Here is a 17,584-nt window from a genome sequence, read left to right as displayed (position 1 = left end):
GCGGCTCAGTCATTGGCCACCCAGCCCTTGACCACCTGGGCCACGCGCTTGGAGTCGGTCTTCACGGCTTCACGCGCCATCCGCAGTCGTTCCTCATATGAATCCACCGGCAGGGCCAGTGCGTCTGGCCCGGCCAGGCTGGCCCGGTCGGCGCCCAGCGCCGGCAGCGGGGTGCCATCGTCATCAACCAGCTGCACGTCCGCGGTATGCGGTTCCAGTGCGTGCTCGTCGTTCTTCTTGTTCTGGCCGGTGATCGCGCGCAGCGCCGGGCGCAGCACGCCGAACAGCAGTGCCAGCACCACCACCGCGCCGAGCAGCATGCGGCCGGCGTCGTGCACCCAAGGCAGCTCCCACCAGGCCGGGCCTTCCTCGGGCGTGATCTCGCGCACGAACGGGGCGTTCATCACCGACACGGTGTCGCCACGCTCGGCGTTGAAGCCGACCGCCTGCTTCACCAAGGCCTCGACGCGGGTCAGCTCGGCGGCCGACAGCGGCTGCGGGCTCATCTTGCCGTTGGCGCCGGCGCGCGGCACGTTGTCCACCAGCACTGCCACCGACACGCGCTTGATGCGGCCCGCGGGCTGGCGGGTGTGCTGCAGGGTGCGGTCCAGCTCGTAGTTGCGGGTCGCGTTCTTGCTGCTTTCGGTCGGGGTCTGCGCGGTGGCCGGCGCGGCCTGCTGGCCCGGCGGGCTGTTGCTGGTCGCCCCCGGCACACCCTGCGGCCCCGGCGTGCTGGTGGTGTTCTCGCTCATCTGCTCGCTGCGCAGCTTCTGCGGCTCGCCGTTATAGAGCTCGCGGGCTTCTTCGGTCACCGAGAAATCCATGTCCACGCTCACTTCCGGGTTGACGCGGCCCGGGCCGGTCATCGGTTCCAGAAGCTCGCGGATGCGTTGGTTGAACGAGGTTTCCTGGCGGCGCACCTGTTCGAACTGGGCAGCGTTGACGGCCGCCTCGCTGTTGGGGTCGGTGATGCTGAGCATGCGCCCGCTCTGGTCGACCACGGTCACCCGTTCCGGGGCAAGATCCGGGATGCTGGCCGCGACCATGTGCACGATGGCGTCCACCTGGCTGCGTTCCAGCTGCTGGCCGCCGCGCAGTTCCAGGGTCACCGAAGCGCTGGCGACATCGCGCTGGCGGGTGAAGGCGCTGGGCTTGGGAATGGCCAGGTGCACGCGCGAATCACGCACCGGGCGCAGCGTGTTGATGGTGCGCGACAGCTCGGTTTCCAGCGCGTGCTGGTAGCGCGCGCTTTCGACGAACTGGCTGACGCCGAAGCCCGGGTCGCGTTCCATCAGCTCGAAGCCAAGCTTGCCGCTGTCGGTCAGGCCGGAGCCGGCCAGCTTCAGGCGGGCGTCGTGCAGGTTCTTCTCCGGCACGGTGATGCCGCCGGTGGCGGGATCGAGCGCGAACGGAATCTGCGCGGCGCGCAGCAGGTCGGTCGCTTCAGCGGTCGCCTTCTGGTCCAGGCCGGTATACAGCGGGACCATGCCCGGCTTCTGTGACCAGAAGAACACGGACAGGCCTGCCGCCACCGCCACCGCGATCATCGCCATCAGGCCCAGCCGACGGGTGATCTGCAGACTCTGCAGGCGGTCGAACCATTGCCCGGCCTTCTCGGCGTTCAGGCTGTCCTTGGAGAGCGTCAGTGCCATGCGTCAATGTTCCTTACAGCGGCATGTTCATCACGTCCTGGTAAGCCTGGACGAGACGGTTGCGGACTTCCACGGTGGCGCGGAAGGCGATCTGGGACTGCTGCGAGGCGACCATCACCTTGGCCAGGTCGGCACTGGGGTCGCCCATTTCGAAGGCCTTGGCCAGGGCGCCGGACTTCTGTTGCGCGTCGTTGACGCCGGCAATCGCACCACGCAGGGTTTCGGTGAAGCTGGCCGGCTGGGCCTGCGGTGCTTCCAGCACCGTGCCCGGCAGGGCATTGCTGCGCGGGGTTTCGCCCAGCGGGTTGAGCGCCGGCTGTCCCATCTGGGTCTGATAGGAGCGGATCTGCGAAAGGATCGAAGTGACGGAGTGGGACATCTGCAACGGTTCCAGAAACAGGGATGGGGTTGTCTGCTGGAGCCAGTGCAAGTGCCGTGCCGAAACCGGTTTTCGATTCAGTGAAGTGAGGAGGTTGGGTGTGCGTGCGGGGTTGCACCCCGCTCCCCGCGGTAGTGCCGGCCGCTGGCCGGCAACAGCAACAGCAACAGCAACAGCAACAGCGAACATTCCGTGGGATGGCGGGGTGGGTCCGGTTGCGGGGGGCGCCGTAAATCCGTCCATGGAGGCTCGGTCGCCGCATCCATGCGGCTCACGCCCCCGCAACCGGACCCACCCCGCCTTCGACAGTTCTCTGCGATCTGATGGTGGGTGTCGACCTTGGTCGACACTGCTCGGAGGGGGGCAGATCCCGTTGCAGTGCAACGGGCTCTGACCCCGGTCATGGCGCCATTTAACCGGCGTCGGTTTTCTGGCCTGGGGCCGCAGGGTCCAGTGGCCGGAATTCCGGCGCTGTGAGTGCGCGGGGGGTCAGATCCCCTTCCAGCGGAAAGGGATCTGACCCCGGGCGCCACAAACACCAACGCCCGGGCAAGCCCAGGCGTTCGTGCCCCCTTCATGCTGATAGCGCGGTTCAGCCGGCCAGCTCGGCCTGCTCGCGCTCGATGCCGTACTTGCGCAGCTTTTCCACCAGGGTGGTGCGGCGCAGGCCGAGCAGCTGGGCGGCGTGGGCGACCACGCCCTGGGTGCGTTCCAGTGCTTCGTGGATCAGGCCCAGTTCGATGTTGGCCATGTGGTTGCGCAGGTCCATGCCTTCGTCGGGCAGTGCGGCCGGAGCCGCCGGGCGATTGACGGCAATGCCGTGCTCCAGCGCCGGCTGGTTGCCACTGCCGGGTGTGTGGAACGAGAAGCTGCGCAGGTCCAGCCGCTCTTCGCTGGCGGCGGGCGGTGCCGGTGCCGGCGTAGCGACGGCGGCCAGTGCCGCATCGCCACGATAGCGGGCCGGCAGGTCCTGCACGCGCACCGAACCACCCGGATGCAGCACGGCCAGTCGTTCGACCAGGTTGGTCAGCTCGCGCACGTTGCCCGGCCATTCGTAGCCGGCCAGTGCCTGCAAGGCTTCCGGGGTGAAGCGCACCTCGCCACGGCCGGTGCGGGCCAGCTGTGCGGCGATGGTTTCCACCAGTGCCGGCAGGTCCTCGCGACGTTCGCGCAGCGCGGGCACTTCAATCGGGAACACGTTCAGGCGGTAGAACAGATCCTCGCGGAACTTGCCCTCGGCAATACGGGTTTCCAGGTCGCGATGGGTCGCCGCCACCACGCGCACGTTGCAGCGGATGGTCTGGTTGCCGCCCACGCGCTCGAAACTGCGCTCCTGCAGCACGCGCAGCAGCTTCACCTGCATCGGCAGGCTCATGTCGCCGATTTCATCCAGCAGCAGGGTGCCGCCCTCGGCCATTTCGAAACGACCCTTGCGCGCGGTCAGCGCACCGGTGAAGGCGCCCTTCTCGTGGCCGAACAGTTCGCTTTCCAGCAGGTCCGCCGGAATGGCGCCGCAGTTGATCGCCACGAACGGGCCATCGCGGCGCGGCGAGCGCTGGTGGATCGCGCGCGACACCACTTCCTTGCCGGTACCCGATTCACCCAGCACCAGCACGGTGGTATCGAACGCGGCCACCTGTTCGATCATGGTGCGCAGTGCGGTCACCGCCGGACCGTTGCCGGTCGGCCCCTGATCCTGCACGGCACCGGCCTGATGCTCGGCATCCAGGCGCTTGAGGCTGGCGCGGCGCAGAAGGGCTTCCATCTGCGCGTGGCGCAGCGGCGTTTCAAGCGGCCAGATATTGGCTTCGTGCAGGCCGTGCTGCTGCGCGAACGCAGAGGCATCACCATCGGCCAGCAGCACCGGCGGTGGCAGGCTGCTGCCGCCCAGCCAGTTGTAGAGTGCGGTGCTGGCGGCGCTGTCGTCCAGGCTGCCGACGATCACCGCCATCCAGTCGTTCTGGCGCTGCCGGCCCAGATCGAAGTCGGCCGCGTCGGAGACCCAGCGCGGGTTGAAGTCCATGAATTCCAGCAGGGCAACGGTGCGCTCTGCGCGCACGGCGTCGTTGTCCAGCACCAGGATGCGCGATTCGCTCACGATCGATCCTCCCTGAGGCCTTCCAGGATCGGCATGACTTCCTGGATGTAGGACAGCTTGCTGACAAAATTGTCGGCGCCGGCACGCAGTGCGTGCTCGCGGTGCTCGGCGTCGTCGAAGTGGCTGGCGATCACGATGTACGGTGCATCGTCCTGCGACTTGATCAGGCGGGTGGCCTGCAGGCCGCCCATTTCCGGCATCGCCAGGTCCATCAGCACCACCTGCGGGCGCAGCGTTTCCGAGCGCTCGATCGCTTCCAGGCCGTTGCCGGCGCTGCCGACGATCTGCAGCCAGTCGATCTTGCGGAAATGGCGCATCGCCGCGTTGATGAAGCCCTCGTGGTCATCGACCAGCAGGACCGTGAGCTTGTTCATGTCCAACATCCTTTTCAGCCCACCCGGGCCAGCTGGGGTTGCCTGGCGCTGAGCCGGCGCCGTTCGCGGGCCGGGGCGATATCCAGTTGTTCTCGGTATTTTGCGACGGTTCGGCGGGCAATGTTCACCCCCTGGCGTGACAGCAGGCCGGCAATGGCCTCGTCTGCCAGCGGGCGGCCGGCCGGTTCGGCGTCGATCAGGCGGCGGACCATGGCCTTCACCGCCTGCCCGGAGACGCTGGCGCCTTCCAGGCGCACGGCGAAGAAGTGCTTCAGTTCGAAGGTGCCGCGCGGGGTCTGCAGGAACTTGCCGGTAGTGATGCGCGAAACGGTGGACTCGTGCATGCCGATCTCCTCGGCCACTTCCTTCAGGGTCAGCGGGGCCATGGCCTCTTCGCCACGGGCCAGGAAGGCGGCCTGGCGCTCGACGATCACCCGCGCGGTGCGCAGCAGGGTGTCGTAGCGCATCGACAGGCCGCGGCTGAACCAGCGCGCTTCCTGCAGCATTTCGCGCAGTGCCGGGGCGGCCTCGCTGGTCTCTGCCAGCGCCTGTTCGTACTGGCTGTTGATGGAGACGCGGCGGCTGGTGGTCGGGTTCAATGCCACCTTCCACTGGCCATCGGCGTGCCAGGCGACCACGTCCGGAACCACAACGGCATTGCGTTCCGGCAGCAGGCTGTCGCCCGGGCGTGGCTGCAGCGACAGAATCAGGCGTACCGCTTCGCGAACGTCGTCGATCTCGGCGTCGTGCTGGCGGGCGAGGGCGGGGTAATCATGTGCGGCCAGCGCATCGAGCGCGCCGTCCAGGATGCGCGTGGCCAGGTGGCGGGCAGGCACCGCGCCGTGAAGGCTGCGCAGCTGCGCCTGCAGGCCCTCGCGCAGGTCCTGCGCGGCCATGCCGGCCGGTTCACCGTGCAGCAGCTGCTGGCGGATGGCTTCGACGCCGTCGGCAGCGATGTCGAACTGTGCGCTGGCCAGCAGCTGCAGCTGGTCCAGTGGCGCCTGCAGGTAGCCGGCCTCGTCGCAGTGGTCCAGCCAGAATGCGGCCACTGCCAGCTGGCGATCATCCATGTCGAGCGACAGGCGCTGCAGCACGCGCAGCTGCGGGTCGGTCGATTCGCCGGCAGCGATACGCGCCATGCGATCGTCGTCACCGTCCTGCCAGCTGGTACCGGCAACGTCCCACATCGAGGACTCCGGCAGCTCATCGAACGCGGCGGTTTCCAGCGTCGTGGCGGCAACCTCGGTGGCGTCGGCGGTCGGTGCTTCGGGTTCTTCGATTTCCAGCAGGGGATTGGAGTCCAGCAGGCGCTGGATTTCCTGTTCCAGGTGCAGGCCATCAAGCTGCAGCAGCCGGATCGACTGCAGCAGCTGCGGGGTGAGGTGGAGTTGTTGGCCCAGCTGGGTCGAGAGTGCAGCCTTCATCGTGGTTCCCCGGCACCGCTCCCCGGCGCCTTGTGGAACGCATCTTGCTTTTGATCCGGCGGGGGCGGAATCAGGGGGTTCCTGAGGGGCTTGGTGGTTGCCCCGACAGTGTGTAGGGGTTTTCCCTACATGGTTGCGGGATATTGACGATGGGTGGAGCTAAGGCATTGATTCGCGGTGCCAGATCCGTCGATCCCGCCGTGTGCCGTGTACGGATTCCCGTCGGGGAGTGTCGGGATGACGGGATTTCGTCGCGGATGCGGGATGTCGCAGGTTGGTAGTAGAGTCGACTGTTAGTCGACTGCACTGTTAGTCGACTGCACCGTTAGTCGACTGCTCTCCGATCAGGCTCTGGAAAAGTCCCGCGCTCCGCGCGCAAGTCGACTGACAGTCGACTCTACCGACAGCCGATCACTCCAGCTCGTGCTGGTGGCGCGCGGCCAGCAGCAGCAGATCATTGGCGCGACGGCAGCCCAGTGACTCCATCATGCGTGCGCGGTGGGTTTCCACCGTCTTGACGCTGATGCCGAGGTCGGCGGCGATTTCCTTGTTGCTTTCGCCCTTGCCGATGCGGCGCAGGATCTCGCGCTGGCGTGGTGACAGCGCGGCGATGCCAGTGGGCTTCTCGCGGCCGAGCATCGGTGCCAGCATCTTGGCGGAGATCTGCGGACTCAGGAACACCTGGCCGGCATGCGCCGCGCGAAGCGCCAGTTCCAGTTCCTGCGGTGCCGCATCCTTGACCACGAACCCGACCGCGCCGCGGTCAAGCGCATCGCGCACGTGCGCGGCATCGTCATGCATGGTCATCATCACGACCCGGGTACCAGGCGCGCGCAGCCGGATATCGCTGAGCGCTTCCAGGCCCGTACGGCCCGGCAGTGACAGGTCCATCAGCACCACGTCCGGTGCGTGGTGCAGGGCCAGCTGCAGCGCCTGCTCGGCGTTGCTGGCTTCGGCCACCAGCTGCACGTCGGCAAACCCCTGCAGAAGCCGCGCCAGGCCGGCGCGGACCAGGGTGTGATCGTCGACGATGAGAACTCGCACAGGCACGCAGCAGGTCCGGGTAGGGGAGTCCACCTTAACTTAGCTGAACGGGCCCGCCAAGGCTTGCCCGCCAAGCGTGATGGTGGCAGGTTTCAGCGCGCCCGGCGTGCTTCGGCCACCTGTCGACGGTGCAGGCGGAACAGGTGGCGCTCCATGGCCATTTCCAGGCCATCGCCAAGGCGCTGGAAGCGCAGCCAGAGATAGTGGCCGCCCCCGCCATCCGCTGCTTCGGCGATCACTTCCACCGGCAGGTCGATATGGTCGGGCAGCCAGTCGCTGGGCTGCAGGCGCACCAGGCCTGCCTGGCCGGAACTGGCGCCACTGCGCGGGCCCAGCTGCAGGCGTATCCCGCGACGTGACCAGCGCACCGGGCGCAGGGTCAGCTCCTGGCCCTGCTGGCGGACCAGGCGGCCAAGCAGCACCATCGCCAGATCCAGCTTCGCCTCGAGCCGCTGAAGCTGCAGGCTGGCCTCGTTGCGGTCGTCATGCTCGTCAACGCGGCTGTCTTCCACCAGCGCCAGGCTGCGCAGCAGGCCTTCGGCGCTGCTGGTACGACCGGCGGCACTGCCGGGCTGGAACTCGGCGGGCAGGGCCAGTTCGCAGCTGAGCGTTTCGTCGAACAGCTCGCTTTCGGCAGGATGGTGCAGCGACGTTGTCGGCAGTTGGGTCATGCCAGCGATTCTGCCTGCAGGTAGGCATGCGCCGCGCGAAGGGAGCGCTGGCCGTCATTCATCAGTGCAGCCACCGCATCGCGGCGCTGGCGCAGCAGGCCCAGCAGGTTCTGCTGGCGCTCGAACAGCGCACTGAGTGGTGCGTGGTCGTCCAAGGTCAGCGGCTGGCTGAGCAGGGCATGCAGCGTGCTGTCGTGGCCGTCGAGCAGGCTGTCGGCCTGGTCGAGCGCATCTTCGCCCAGGGCCTTTTCGAAGGCATCCAGCTGGGCGTGCAGTTCGTGCAGGCTCATGGTGCCACCGCGGCCGAGCGGCGCTGTTCCATCGGGATCGCATTCCAGGCGCTGTCGATCTCGCCCAGCAGCTGCAGGGATTCGTCGAGGGCGGCACGGTCGTTGTGCAGGTTGGCCTCGGTCAGGCGCTGCAGCACGTAGTCGTAGAGCGCCGACAGATTGCCGGCGATCTCGCCGCCGGCCTCGTGGTCCAGCGAGCCGTTGAGGTGGCCGACGATCGCGCAGACCTCGCCGATCGCCTTGCCCTTGCCGGCCTGGTCGCCACGCTCGAGGCTGGCCAGTGCGCGCCGCACGCGCTCCAGCGCGCCGGCCAGCAGCATCGCCACCAGCTTGTGCGGATCGGCGTCGGCAACCGCACTGGTCACTCCCACCTGGCGGTACTGCTCGGCATATTGACGGCTGGAACCGTACATTCGTGATTCTCCTTGCGCTGGGTGCCGCCGGCAGGTCGTGGGGACCGTTACCGGCGGTGCGGCGTTGATTGCTGTTGCGTCCGTTATCGGTGCGTTGCACGCCAAACTTGAGCGTTGCACGCCGTCCTTTAACGGTTCAGCTGTGCCAGCTGCTGCTGCAGCGACGTATTGCTCTGCTGCAGCTTGCCCATCAGGCTGTCCAGCGCGATGAACTGCTTCTTGTAGCGCTCTTCCACGTTCTTCATGCGTGTGTCGAGGTCCTTGCGGCGCTTGTCGATGTTGTCCAGCGTGGTGTTCAGGCCCTTGGTGCGGGCGACGAAGGCGCCTTCCTTGCCGACCGTGGTGCTGACGTAGCCGTCAACCATGGTGTAAAGCGTGCCGGCACCGCCGGTGTCGCCGGTGATGGCGGCGCGGATCTTCTCCGGCTGGCTGGCCAGTGCAGCGGCAAACTTGGTGGTATCCAGCACCAGGCTGCCGTCGGCATTGGGATAGCCGCGCGTCTGCAGGCCAAGCACCTTCGGGTCCAGCCCGTCAGCGGAAAGCTCCTTCAGCACGCCGGACATCATCGAGCGCAGCTGGCTGGAGGCACCGCGCATCTGCGCGTCACCGGTCAGCGTGGCCGCTTCCTTGGTCTTGGCGTCGTACTTGGTTTCGGTGTTGATCGCCGCGATCGCCGCGTTGTAGGCGGTCACGAACTCCTGCATCACCTTGGTCGCGGCGGCAGTGTCGGTACTGATCACCACGGTGCTCTTGCCGGGAACCTTGAGGTTCAGGGTCAGGCCCGGAACCGCATCGGCCACCGTGTTGCTGGCGCTGACTACCTTGACGCCATCGATGGTCAGTTCGGCGTCCGCTGCGGCCGTGTTCTGCTTCAGGCTGCCGACCAGTGCGCCCAGCTTCGGGTCGCTGCCACCGTACTCCAGCTTGATCGCGTTGGCAGCGCCGGTCTTTTCCTGGGCGATCGACAGATACTGGTTGTCGCCCGAGGTGATCAGTGTGGCCTGCACGCCCTCCTTGCGGCCGGCCGCATCGATCTTGTTGCGGATGGTGGTCAGCGTATCGCCGTCCTCCACCGCCACGTTCATGGTCTTGGCCTTGTCGCCGACGCCAACGGTCAGCGTCATGGTTCCGGCACCGAAGGTGTCGGTCTTCGGGAATGAGGTGTCGGCAATCAGCTTGTGCGCGGTGGCCAGGGAGGTGACCTCCACCTGGTGCGTGCCGTTGGAGGCGGCTGCCTTGGTCGTGCCGAGGTCGTACAGCGCCACCGAGGCTGTCAGAACGTCGTCGGCATTGGTGGGGCCGGCCTTGCCGGTGGCTGTCACGGTGCGCGTATCGAACGCGGTGGTGGCCTTCAGTGCGGTCAGTGCGGTCTTCAGCTTGTCGAAGGCCGAAGTGACGGTGCCGATCGACGACAGCTGCATCTTGGCCTTGGACTGCTGCAGGTTCAGCGCGTTGTCGGCGGGCTTGCGGTCGGCTGCGACCAGCTGGTTGACGATGTCCGAGATGTTGAGCCCCGAGCCAATGCCACCGTATCCAAAGCTTGCCATGTGATTCTCCTGGTATCCGGGCCTGGCCGCCGTGCGGTGGCCCGTCGTCAACGAAAATAGCGGCCTGCGCCGCTGGGTCTTGAGGACTTCGTTGATGCATGCGCCGTGCCAGTTGTCTGGCGGCGGATCTGGCACGCGGTTTGCAGGAGGGCTGGGGCAGGGTGCGGGTGGAATCACCGCAGGCTGCCGGGAGTCTGCAAAAAACCCTCCCCCAAGGCAGGGGAGGGATCAGGCTACTGACAATCGGGGGGAGACGAAGCCGCCCGGTACGTACAGTCAAAGGTACAGCGCTGAAAGAGAGGTCCGCAGGAGCGGGCGATGCCAGGCCGGTTCGGGAGTGATCCCGGGCCGGGCATGGCCCGCGCCTTCGTGCACCGTGGCTTCCGGGTTGCCGCTACCGTCGGTTCGATCCGACGGTAGCGGCGCCTTCTTGCCGTGGATCAGCGCAGCAGGCTGAGCACGCCCTGCGGCACCTGGTTGGCCTGGGCCAGCATGGCCGTACCGGCCTGCTGCAGGATCTGGGTGCGGGTCAGCTCTGCGGTTTCCTTGGCGAAGTCGGTGTCCTTGATGCGGCTGCGCGACGCCGACAGGTTCTCCGAGGAGGTCTGCAGGTTGGCCACCACCGAGGTGAAGCGGTTCTGGATCGCACCGAGGTCGGCGCGGGTGCTGTTGATCGCACCCAGGGCCTTGTCGACCACTTCCAGGGCCTGCTGGGCGCCGAGCACGGTGCTCACGTCCAGCTTCTGCACGTTGGCCGAGGTATCGGTGCCGGCAGTGTAGGCGCCCGCAGCTGCCGCGGTGCCCCAGGTCTTGGCGGTCGCGTCGTAGTCGCTGCGCATCAGGGCGATATCGGCGGCGGCGACAGCCTTGCCTTCCTTCACCGAGCTCAGCTTCAGGGAGCCGTCGGCATTGGCTTCGGCGTAGATGCCTGCTTCGCCGATCTTGGCATTGATGGCGGTGGCGACGGCCTTGGAGGCATCAGCCGTGGTGGCGCCGGCCTTCACTTCAACCGTGCCGATGTCCACGCCCATCACGGTGCCGGAGAAGCGGGCACCGTCGGTGCTGGCGGCCAGGGCAGCGGTCGCACCGGTGGCGAAGGTCGAGGTGCCCAGCGAACCGGCCTTGGCATCGATGGTCTTGTCGATGGCGATGGCCTGACCGGCATTGGCGCCGACCTGGAACAGCTGGCTGGAGAAGGTGCCGTCCAGCAGCTTGGTGCCGTTGAAGTCCGACTGCTTGGCAACGCGGTCGATTTCCGAGACCAGCTGGGTCACTTCGGCCTGCAGCGCCTTGCGGTCGCTGGCCGAGTTGGTAGCGTTGGAGGCCTGCACCGACAGCTCGCGGACGCGCTGCAGGTTGTTGCCGATTTCGGTCAGCGAGCCTTCGGCGACCTGGGCCAGCGAGATACCGTCGTTGGCATTGCGGATGGCGACGTCGGTACCGCGGATCTGCGTGCCGAAGCGCTCGGAGATCGCCAGGCCGGCGGCGTCGTCCTTGGCGCTGTTGATGCGCGAACCGGAGGACAGGCGCTGGATGGTGGTAGCCAGCGAGCTGCCGCTGGTGCTCAGGTTGCGCTGAGCATTCAGGGACATGGTGTTGGTGTTGATGACTTGTGCCATGGTGCTTTTCCTTTGGCGAAGGTGGAACGTATTTCAGGATCCGGGCGCCGCGTCATGCGGCGCCCGGAGGTCGATCAGCGAGCGGATCAGCGCAGCAGGCTGAGCACGCCCTGCGGCACCTGGTTGGCCTGGGCCAGCATGGCCGTACCGGCCTGCTGCAGGATCTGGGTGCGGGTCAGCTCTGCGGTTTCCTTGGCGAAGTCGGTGTCCTTGATGCGGCTACGCGAAGCCGACAGGTTTTCCGACGAGGTCTGCAGGTTGGCCACGACCGAGGTGAAGCGGTTCTGCACGGCGCCAAGGTCGGCGCGGGTGCTGTTGATCGCACCCAGCGCCTTGTCGACAATTTCCATTGCCTGCTGGGCGCCCTTCACGGTGCTGACGTCCAGGTTGCTGGCGTACTTCGCAGCCGGGGCCGCAGCAGCGGTGGTGGCGGTGAAGGTCGGCGCGGTGGCGCCGGTCCAGGTGCCCGGGGTGGCGGTGATGGCCTTGAACGAGCCGTCGGCGTTGGTGCTGTCCTTGACCGAGGTCAGGGTCACGCCAGCGGTGCCGTTCACTTCAGCGTAGACGCCGGTCTCGCCGATCTTGGCGTTGATCGCGGTCACCAGCGCTTCACGCGATGCCTTGCCGGTGGCAGCGGCGTCGGCGCCCTGCTTGACCGAGACATCGGCGATGGCCACGCCGTTGATGGACAGGCCGCTGGTGCTGAAGTCAGCGTTGGTGCCCGGGTCGGCCAGGGCCAGTGCGTTGGTGTCGAACTTGGCGCCGCCCAGGGCATTGGCCTTGGCATCAATGGTCTTGTCGATGGCGATCGCCTGACCGGCGTTGGCGCCGACCTGGAACAGCTGGCTGGAGAACGAACCGTCCAGCAGCTTGGTGCCGTTGAAGTCCGACTGCTTGGCGACGCGGTCGATTTCCGAGACCAGCTGGGTCACTTCGGCCTGCAGGGCCTTGCGGTCGCTGGCCGAGTTGGTGGCGTTGGAGGCCTGCACCGACAGCTCGCGGACGCGCTGCAGGTTGTTGCCGATTTCGGTCAGCGAACCTTCGGCGACCTGGGCCAGCGAGATGCCGTCGTTGGCGTTGCGGATGGCAACGTCGGTACCGCGGATCTGCGTGCCGAAGCGCTCGGAGATCGCCAGGCCGGCGGCGTCGTCCTTGGCGCTGTTGATGCGCGAACCGGAGGACAGGCGCTGGATGGTGGTGGCCAGCGAGCTGCCGCTGGTGCTCAGGTTACGCTGAGCATTCAACGACATCGTATTGGTGTTGATGACTTGTGCCATGAGGAGAGGTCCTTGAGCGGTTGCACGTGAGTTGGGTTAGACGCCCCCGACGTGCCCCGGGGGCGGCTCATGTCAGCGCTGCAACAGGCTGAGCACGTTCTGCGGTACCTGGTTGGCCTGGGCCAGCATGGCCGTACCGGCCTGCTGCAGGATCTGGGTGCGGGTCAGTTCGGCGGTTTCCTTGGCGAAGTCGGTATCGCGGATGCGGCTGCGCGAGGCCGACAGGTTCTCCGAGGAGGTCTGCAGGTTGGCCACCACCGAGGTGAAGCGGTTCTGGATCGCGCCAAGGTCGGCGCGCACGCTGTTGACCGATTCGAGGGCCTTGTCGACGATCGATAGCGCCTTCTGCGCGCCTTCGGCCGTGGTGACGTTCAGGTCCTTGACGAAGTTGGACGTGGCGCCGGTCAGCAGGCCGCCGTTGGTGCTGGTTTCAGTCAGGCCCAGGCCGGCGATGGTCGCGGCGGTGGCGCCGGCCGGCGGGGTTGCGGCACTGACGCCCAGCGTGAAGGTCTGGCCGTCCTTGACCGAGGCCAGGCTGATCACGCCGGCATTGACCGAGGCCATGACGCCGGTTTCGCCCAGCTTGTTGTTGATCGCGGCAGAGGTGGCCGAGGTGATCGATTCACCCGCTTTCACGGTGAAGTCGTTGATGGTGACCGTGGTGGCGGTGCCGCCCGGCGGGGTCACCGAGATCTGCAGGCCGGAGTAGGTGGTGTCGGCGGTGGCCTTGTCGGCCGCGGCCAGGCTGGTGCCGGTGTAGCCATTGGCGAAGGTCGCCGCGCCCAGCGAATCGGCCTTGGCGTTGACCACGCTGTTGATGGCGATGGCCTGGCCGGCGTTGGCGCCGACCTGGAACAGCTGGCTGGTGAAGGAGCCGTCCAGCAGCTTGGTGCCGTTGAAGTCGGCCTGCTTGGCCACGCGGTCGACTTCCGAGACCAGCTGGGTCACTTCAGCCTGCAGGGCCTTGCGGTCGCTGGCCGAGTTGGTGGCGTTGGAGGACTGCACGGCCAGTTCACGGATGCGCTGCAGGTTGTTGCCGACTTCGCTCAGCGAACCCTCGGCGACCTGGGCCAGCGAGATACCGTCGTTGGCATTGCGGATGGCCACGTCCAGCCCGCGGATCTGGGTGGTGAAGCGCTCGCTGATGGCCAGGCCGGCCGCGTCGTCCTTCGCGCTGTTGATGCGCAGGCCGGACGAGAGGCGCTGGATGGTGGTAGCGAGCGAGCTGCCGCTGGTGCTCAGGTTGCGCTGAGCGTTGAGCGACATCGTATTGGTGTTGATTACCTGTGCCATGGGGTCGTCTCCTCTTATATGGAACCCGTTGGTGAATGAAACGAAGCGCCGCCTGTTTTTTTGTGTGGCTGTGTGCTTCGCTGTTGCCAAATGAATAACGGCGCTTTGTCAACAACCTTTAGCCGTGAATTCCGTCGATGCTGAAATCCGGTGCCGGCGGCTGTTTTCCCGGGGTTTTTCAGCCCTTGTCGGGCGTGAAGGCGACCCCGGAAGGGGCGGTTGGGCATGCCCAACCAGCGCTGATGAAGGTATCGGCGGGGCAGGGCCGGGCTTGATGGGCAATCACGGAAAATGCGCAGGAGCACCTTTCCGGCAGCGCCGGGCCACGCCCGACGAGCGCGACGGAACGGGCACGCAGGAACGAAAAAGGCCGCGATGCAGGGCATCGCGGCCTTCAGGGAGTGACGCTTGGGAAGCGTCAGCGGATCTTGTTGAACAACGACATCGACTGCATCTGCGAGAAGATCGTCTGTGCCGCCTGCAGTGCGGTGCTCTGCAGCTGGTACTGGCTCAGCGCATCGGCGTAGTCCAGGTCGCGCATCTGCGACAGCGTGGTCTTCAGGGTCACGCTGTTGGCTTCGCGCATGTCGGCGGCATTGTCCAGTGCCTTCAGCTGCGCACCGCCGGCCGCGCGCGAATCGATCATCCGTTCCGATGCACGGGCCACATCGCGCAGGGCGCTCTGCAGTTCGTTCTGCTGCGCGCTCATTTTCGCGGTGGTGCCGGTGTCGGCATCAAGCGCGGCAATCAGCTTGTCCATGGTGTCGAAGATGTCGCGGCTGGTTGCCGGCTTCACGTTGAAGCTGTCACCGGCAGCAGGTGCGCCGGTGATCTGCAGGCGTACACCGTTGACTTCCACGTTGTCACCGGCCTTGAACGTGCCGGTGCCAGTCACGTTGCCAGCGCCGTCCAGTACCTGGTACTGGTCGGCGGCGGTGAAGCGGATGCTGAAGGACTGGCCGTTCCAGCTGTCGCTGCCATCGCGGGTGATGTTGGTCAGCACGCCGTTGCCGGTATTGCCGGCCGCGGCGCCACCATCGACGAAGCCGTCGCCGGTAGGAATGCGCATGAAGATTTCGCTGCCGGGCAGGGCGTCCCGCACATAGGTATCGGGGCCGACTTCAATCTGGCGCTGGGTCTGGTCGCCACGGTAGACCACCTTGCCATTGATCTTGGCGAACGGTGGATCGCCATCGTTGGTGCCGCCGAACACGTAACGGCCGGTACCGTCGTCGGCGTTGGCCAGCGACAGCAGGCCCTCGCGGATCTGGTTCAATTCGGTGATCAGCGTCTTCTTGTCGGCGGCGCCCAGCGCGGGGTTGCTGGCCTGGATGGTCAGGTCGTTGACGCGCGCCATCAGGTCGTTGACCTGGGCCAGGGTGTTTTCCTGCACGCCCAGCCGGTTCTGCACGTTGCCGGCATTGAGTTTCATCCGGTCCAGTGCGGCCAGGCTGCGGTCAAGCCCCACGGCCGCACCCGCGGCGACCGGATCGTCCTTGGCGCTGACGATCTTGCTGCCGGTGGCGATCTGCTGCTCCAGGTGGCTGAGCTTGGCCTGCTTGGCCATCATCAGCGACACGGACTGGTTGAACATCATGCTGGTGGAGATACGGCTGCTCATCGACGGACGGCTCCCAGAATGGTCTGGAACATGCTGTCGGCGGTGGAGATCAGCTGCGACGCGGCCTGGTAGGCCTGCTGCAGGCGCAGCATGTCCGCCGCTTCCTCGTCCAGGTTGACGCCGGACACCTCATCGCGCGCTTCCTGCGCCTTGTCGTTGATCACCAGCTGCGCTTCCAGCGAATACTCGGCCGAGCGGGCGGCTGCACCGACCTGGGTGGTCAGGCCGCCCAGGGCACCGTTGAGGGTGACCGTGCCGCTGTTGAACGCCTTGGCGCTCTCCACCTTGGACAGCCTGGAGGCATTGCTGTTGTCCGAAGAGCCCGCCGGGGTCGGGGTGATGTTGAAGGTGTCGCCGACCTTTGGCGCACCGTCCAGCACGAAGCTCCAGCCATTGGCGCTGATGGTCTGGCCGGGCGTGTAGGTCTGTGGCGGGCCACCATCGATGGTGTAGGTGGTGGCCGAGGTGAACACGATCGCGGCCGGATTGCGCAGGTTGGCGTTGGTCGAATCGCTGACGGTGACACCGCTCAGCTTGCCGGTGCCGGTGTTGGACGTCGCTGCCGCGCCCTTCACCGCCGCTGCGGCGGCGATGCGCGAGGGATCGGTGATCGCCACTTCCATGCTGCCGGCCACGCCTGCGGTCGGCTGCAGCAGGAAGCGATCGTTGGCTGCCGGCGTACCGCCGACCACCAGCTTGACGCCGTTGATCACCAGTGGATCAGCGGCCGTGCCGGTGCCGGTCAGCGGAACGTTGGCGCCGGTGTCGGCACGGCTGGCCTTCCAGTTGGTGCCATCGAACTGCAGCACCACGTTCTGCGCGTCCAGCTTGCCGAGGTCGCCGTAAGCGGCGCTGAGGCTTGCGGTACCGGTATTGGCATTGTTGGCGGTGACGCGCGGGTTGCCGATGTTGAAGAAGTCCCCCCCCAGCTGGCCATACAGGTCCACGCCCTGGTGATGCACCTGGTTGAAGCTCTCGGCCAGGCCTACCGCCAGCTTGCCCAGTTCGGCCTGGGCCGGCGTCAGCACGGTGTCGCGGAACTCCAGCAGGCCGCCGATCTGGCCACCGACCGCCTTCGGGTCGAGCCGGATGGTGTTGCCCTGCGTTTCCAGCGCCAGCTGCAGCCGCTCCGGCTGGTACGGGTCGGCAACCGTGGTGACCTTGGTTGCCGTGGTACCCACCACCAGCGCGTTCCCGCCGGCGGTATAGACATTCATGATGCCGCCGTCCTGGATCACTGCGGTGCCACCGGTGTAGCCGATCAACTGGGTGATCAGCTGGTCGCGGCGATCGAGCAGGTCCGGTGCGGCGGTAGCGATGTTGGTGCCGATCGCACCGTTGATCTGCGCGATCTCCTGCGCCAATCGGTTGACCTCGGTGGCACCAGCCAGCAGGCCGTTGTTGACCTCGCTGTTGAGGTTGTTCAGGTGCGTGTTGAGCTGCACGAAGCGGTTGGCCAGCGCCTTGCCACCGTCCAGCATGTTCTGGCGGTCGGCGGTGCCGGCCGCATTGGAGGACAGGCCGCTGACCGAATCGAAGAACTTCGACCAGACGCCGGACACGTTGGTTGCCGCGTCGGAGAACAGCGAGTTGACCCGGTCGGCCATGCCAGAGAGCTGCTTCAGGCGCGCCAGCTCGCCGCTGCTGTCGAGCAGGCGCGAGATCGCCAACTGGTCGGCGGTACGGCGGATGTCGGTGATGCGGGTGCCGTTGCCGACCGTGCCGTAGCCGTAGTTCTGGGGATCAGCCGTGGCGAAGTTGACCTTCTGCCGGCTGTAGCCCGGGGTATTGAGGTTGGCCACGTTGTGGCTGGTGGTCGCCAACGCACGCTGGAAGGCGAGCAGGGCACCGGTACCGGTGGAAAGTACGCTGGACATGGGGT

General features: G+C 66.6%; 15 protein-coding genes. All 15 read right to left on the bottom strand.

Going from position 1 to position 17,584, the window contains the following annotated elements:
• Positions 1–5 precede the first annotated feature (5 nt).
• The 15 genes from fliF to flgK all read right to left on the bottom strand — a co-directional run bounded on the left by fliF (position 6) and on the right by flgK (position 17,579).
• The gene (fliF, locus tag AASM09_RS12225; protein ID WP_049429345.1) at positions 6–1,652 is read right to left on the bottom strand and encodes a flagellar basal-body MS-ring/collar protein FliF; all 1,647 of its coding nucleotides are present in this window, start codon (positions 1,650–1,652) and stop codon (positions 6–8) included.
• Between the two features lie 13 nt (positions 1,653–1,665).
• Positions 1,666–2,031 carry a flagellar hook-basal body complex protein FliE gene (gene fliE, locus AASM09_RS12220; protein ID WP_005416441.1) on the bottom strand — a complete coding sequence of 122 codons (366 nt, stop codon included), beginning with the start codon at positions 2,029–2,031 and terminating at the stop codon, positions 1,666–1,668.
• A 592-nt stretch (positions 2,032–2,623) separates the two neighbouring features.
• On the bottom strand, positions 2,624–4,129 hold the full coding sequence (locus AASM09_RS12215) for a sigma-54 dependent transcriptional regulator (RefSeq protein WP_100443523.1): 1,506 nt from the start codon (positions 4,127–4,129) through the stop codon (positions 2,624–2,626).
• Complete coding sequence (locus AASM09_RS12210) at positions 4,126–4,503, bottom strand: response regulator (protein WP_010485922.1); 378 nt, start codon at positions 4,501–4,503, stop codon at positions 4,126–4,128. The genes AASM09_RS12215 and AASM09_RS12210 overlap by 4 nt, the downstream gene beginning before the upstream one ends.
• 14 nt (positions 4,504–4,517) lie before the next feature.
• Complete coding sequence (gene rpoN / locus AASM09_RS12205) at positions 4,518–5,927, bottom strand: RNA polymerase factor sigma-54 (protein ID WP_100443522.1); 1,410 nt, start codon at positions 5,925–5,927, stop codon at positions 4,518–4,520.
• Positions 5,928–6,338: 411 nt separating this feature from the next.
• Positions 6,339–6,971 carry a response regulator gene (locus tag AASM09_RS12200; RefSeq protein ID WP_049427439.1) on the bottom strand — a complete coding sequence of 211 codons (633 nt, stop codon included), beginning with the start codon at positions 6,969–6,971 and terminating at the stop codon, positions 6,339–6,341.
• A gap of 92 nt (positions 6,972–7,063) precedes the next feature.
• The gene (locus AASM09_RS12195) at positions 7,064–7,642 is read right to left on the bottom strand and encodes a PilZ domain-containing protein (protein WP_049427430.1); all 579 of its coding nucleotides are present in this window, start codon (positions 7,640–7,642) and stop codon (positions 7,064–7,066) included.
• The gene (locus AASM09_RS12190) at positions 7,639–7,932 is read right to left on the bottom strand and encodes a hypothetical protein (protein WP_049427432.1); all 294 of its coding nucleotides are present in this window, start codon (positions 7,930–7,932) and stop codon (positions 7,639–7,641) included. Before AASM09_RS12190 ends, AASM09_RS12195 begins: the two co-directional genes overlap by 4 nt.
• Positions 7,929–8,345: a flagellar export chaperone FliS gene (gene fliS / locus AASM09_RS12185; RefSeq protein ID WP_049427435.1), complete on the bottom strand. Its 417-nt coding sequence runs from the start codon at positions 8,343–8,345 to the stop codon at positions 7,929–7,931. Before fliS ends, AASM09_RS12190 begins: the two co-directional genes overlap by 4 nt.
• Before the next feature lie 128 nt (positions 8,346–8,473).
• On the bottom strand, positions 8,474–9,892 hold the full coding sequence (fliD, locus tag AASM09_RS12180; protein WP_049427437.1) for a flagellar filament capping protein FliD: 1,419 nt from the start codon (positions 9,890–9,892) through the stop codon (positions 8,474–8,476).
• 440 nt (positions 9,893–10,332) lie between these two features.
• The gene (locus AASM09_RS12175) at positions 10,333–11,511 is read right to left on the bottom strand and encodes a flagellin (RefSeq protein ID WP_072166967.1); all 1,179 of its coding nucleotides are present in this window, start codon (positions 11,509–11,511) and stop codon (positions 10,333–10,335) included.
• Between the two features lie 86 nt (positions 11,512–11,597).
• Entirely contained in the window at positions 11,598–12,788 is a 1,191-nt protein-coding gene (locus AASM09_RS12170) for a flagellin (RefSeq protein ID WP_099482075.1), read from the bottom strand.
• A 72-nt stretch (positions 12,789–12,860) separates the two neighbouring features.
• Positions 12,861–14,081, bottom strand: coding sequence for a flagellin (locus tag AASM09_RS12165; protein ID WP_100443521.1), 1,221 nt, complete (start codon positions 14,079–14,081; stop codon positions 12,861–12,863).
• A 418-nt stretch (positions 14,082–14,499) separates the two neighbouring features.
• Positions 14,500–15,702: a flagellar hook-associated protein FlgL gene (gene flgL, locus AASM09_RS12160; RefSeq protein ID WP_049432134.1), complete on the bottom strand. Its 1,203-nt coding sequence runs from the start codon at positions 15,700–15,702 to the stop codon at positions 14,500–14,502.
• Positions 15,699–17,579 carry a flagellar hook-associated protein FlgK gene (gene flgK / locus AASM09_RS12155; protein WP_049432138.1) on the bottom strand — a complete coding sequence of 627 codons (1,881 nt, stop codon included), beginning with the start codon at positions 17,577–17,579 and terminating at the stop codon, positions 15,699–15,701. Before flgK ends, flgL begins: the two co-directional genes overlap by 4 nt.
• Positions 17,580–17,584 lie beyond the last annotated feature (5 nt).

It is taken from the genome of Stenotrophomonas maltophilia, from assembly GCF_039555535.1.
Lineage (GTDB): Bacteria > Pseudomonadota > Gammaproteobacteria > Xanthomonadales > Xanthomonadaceae > Stenotrophomonas > Stenotrophomonas maltophilia_Q.
This window is presented reverse-complemented; position numbering and strand designations above follow the sequence as displayed.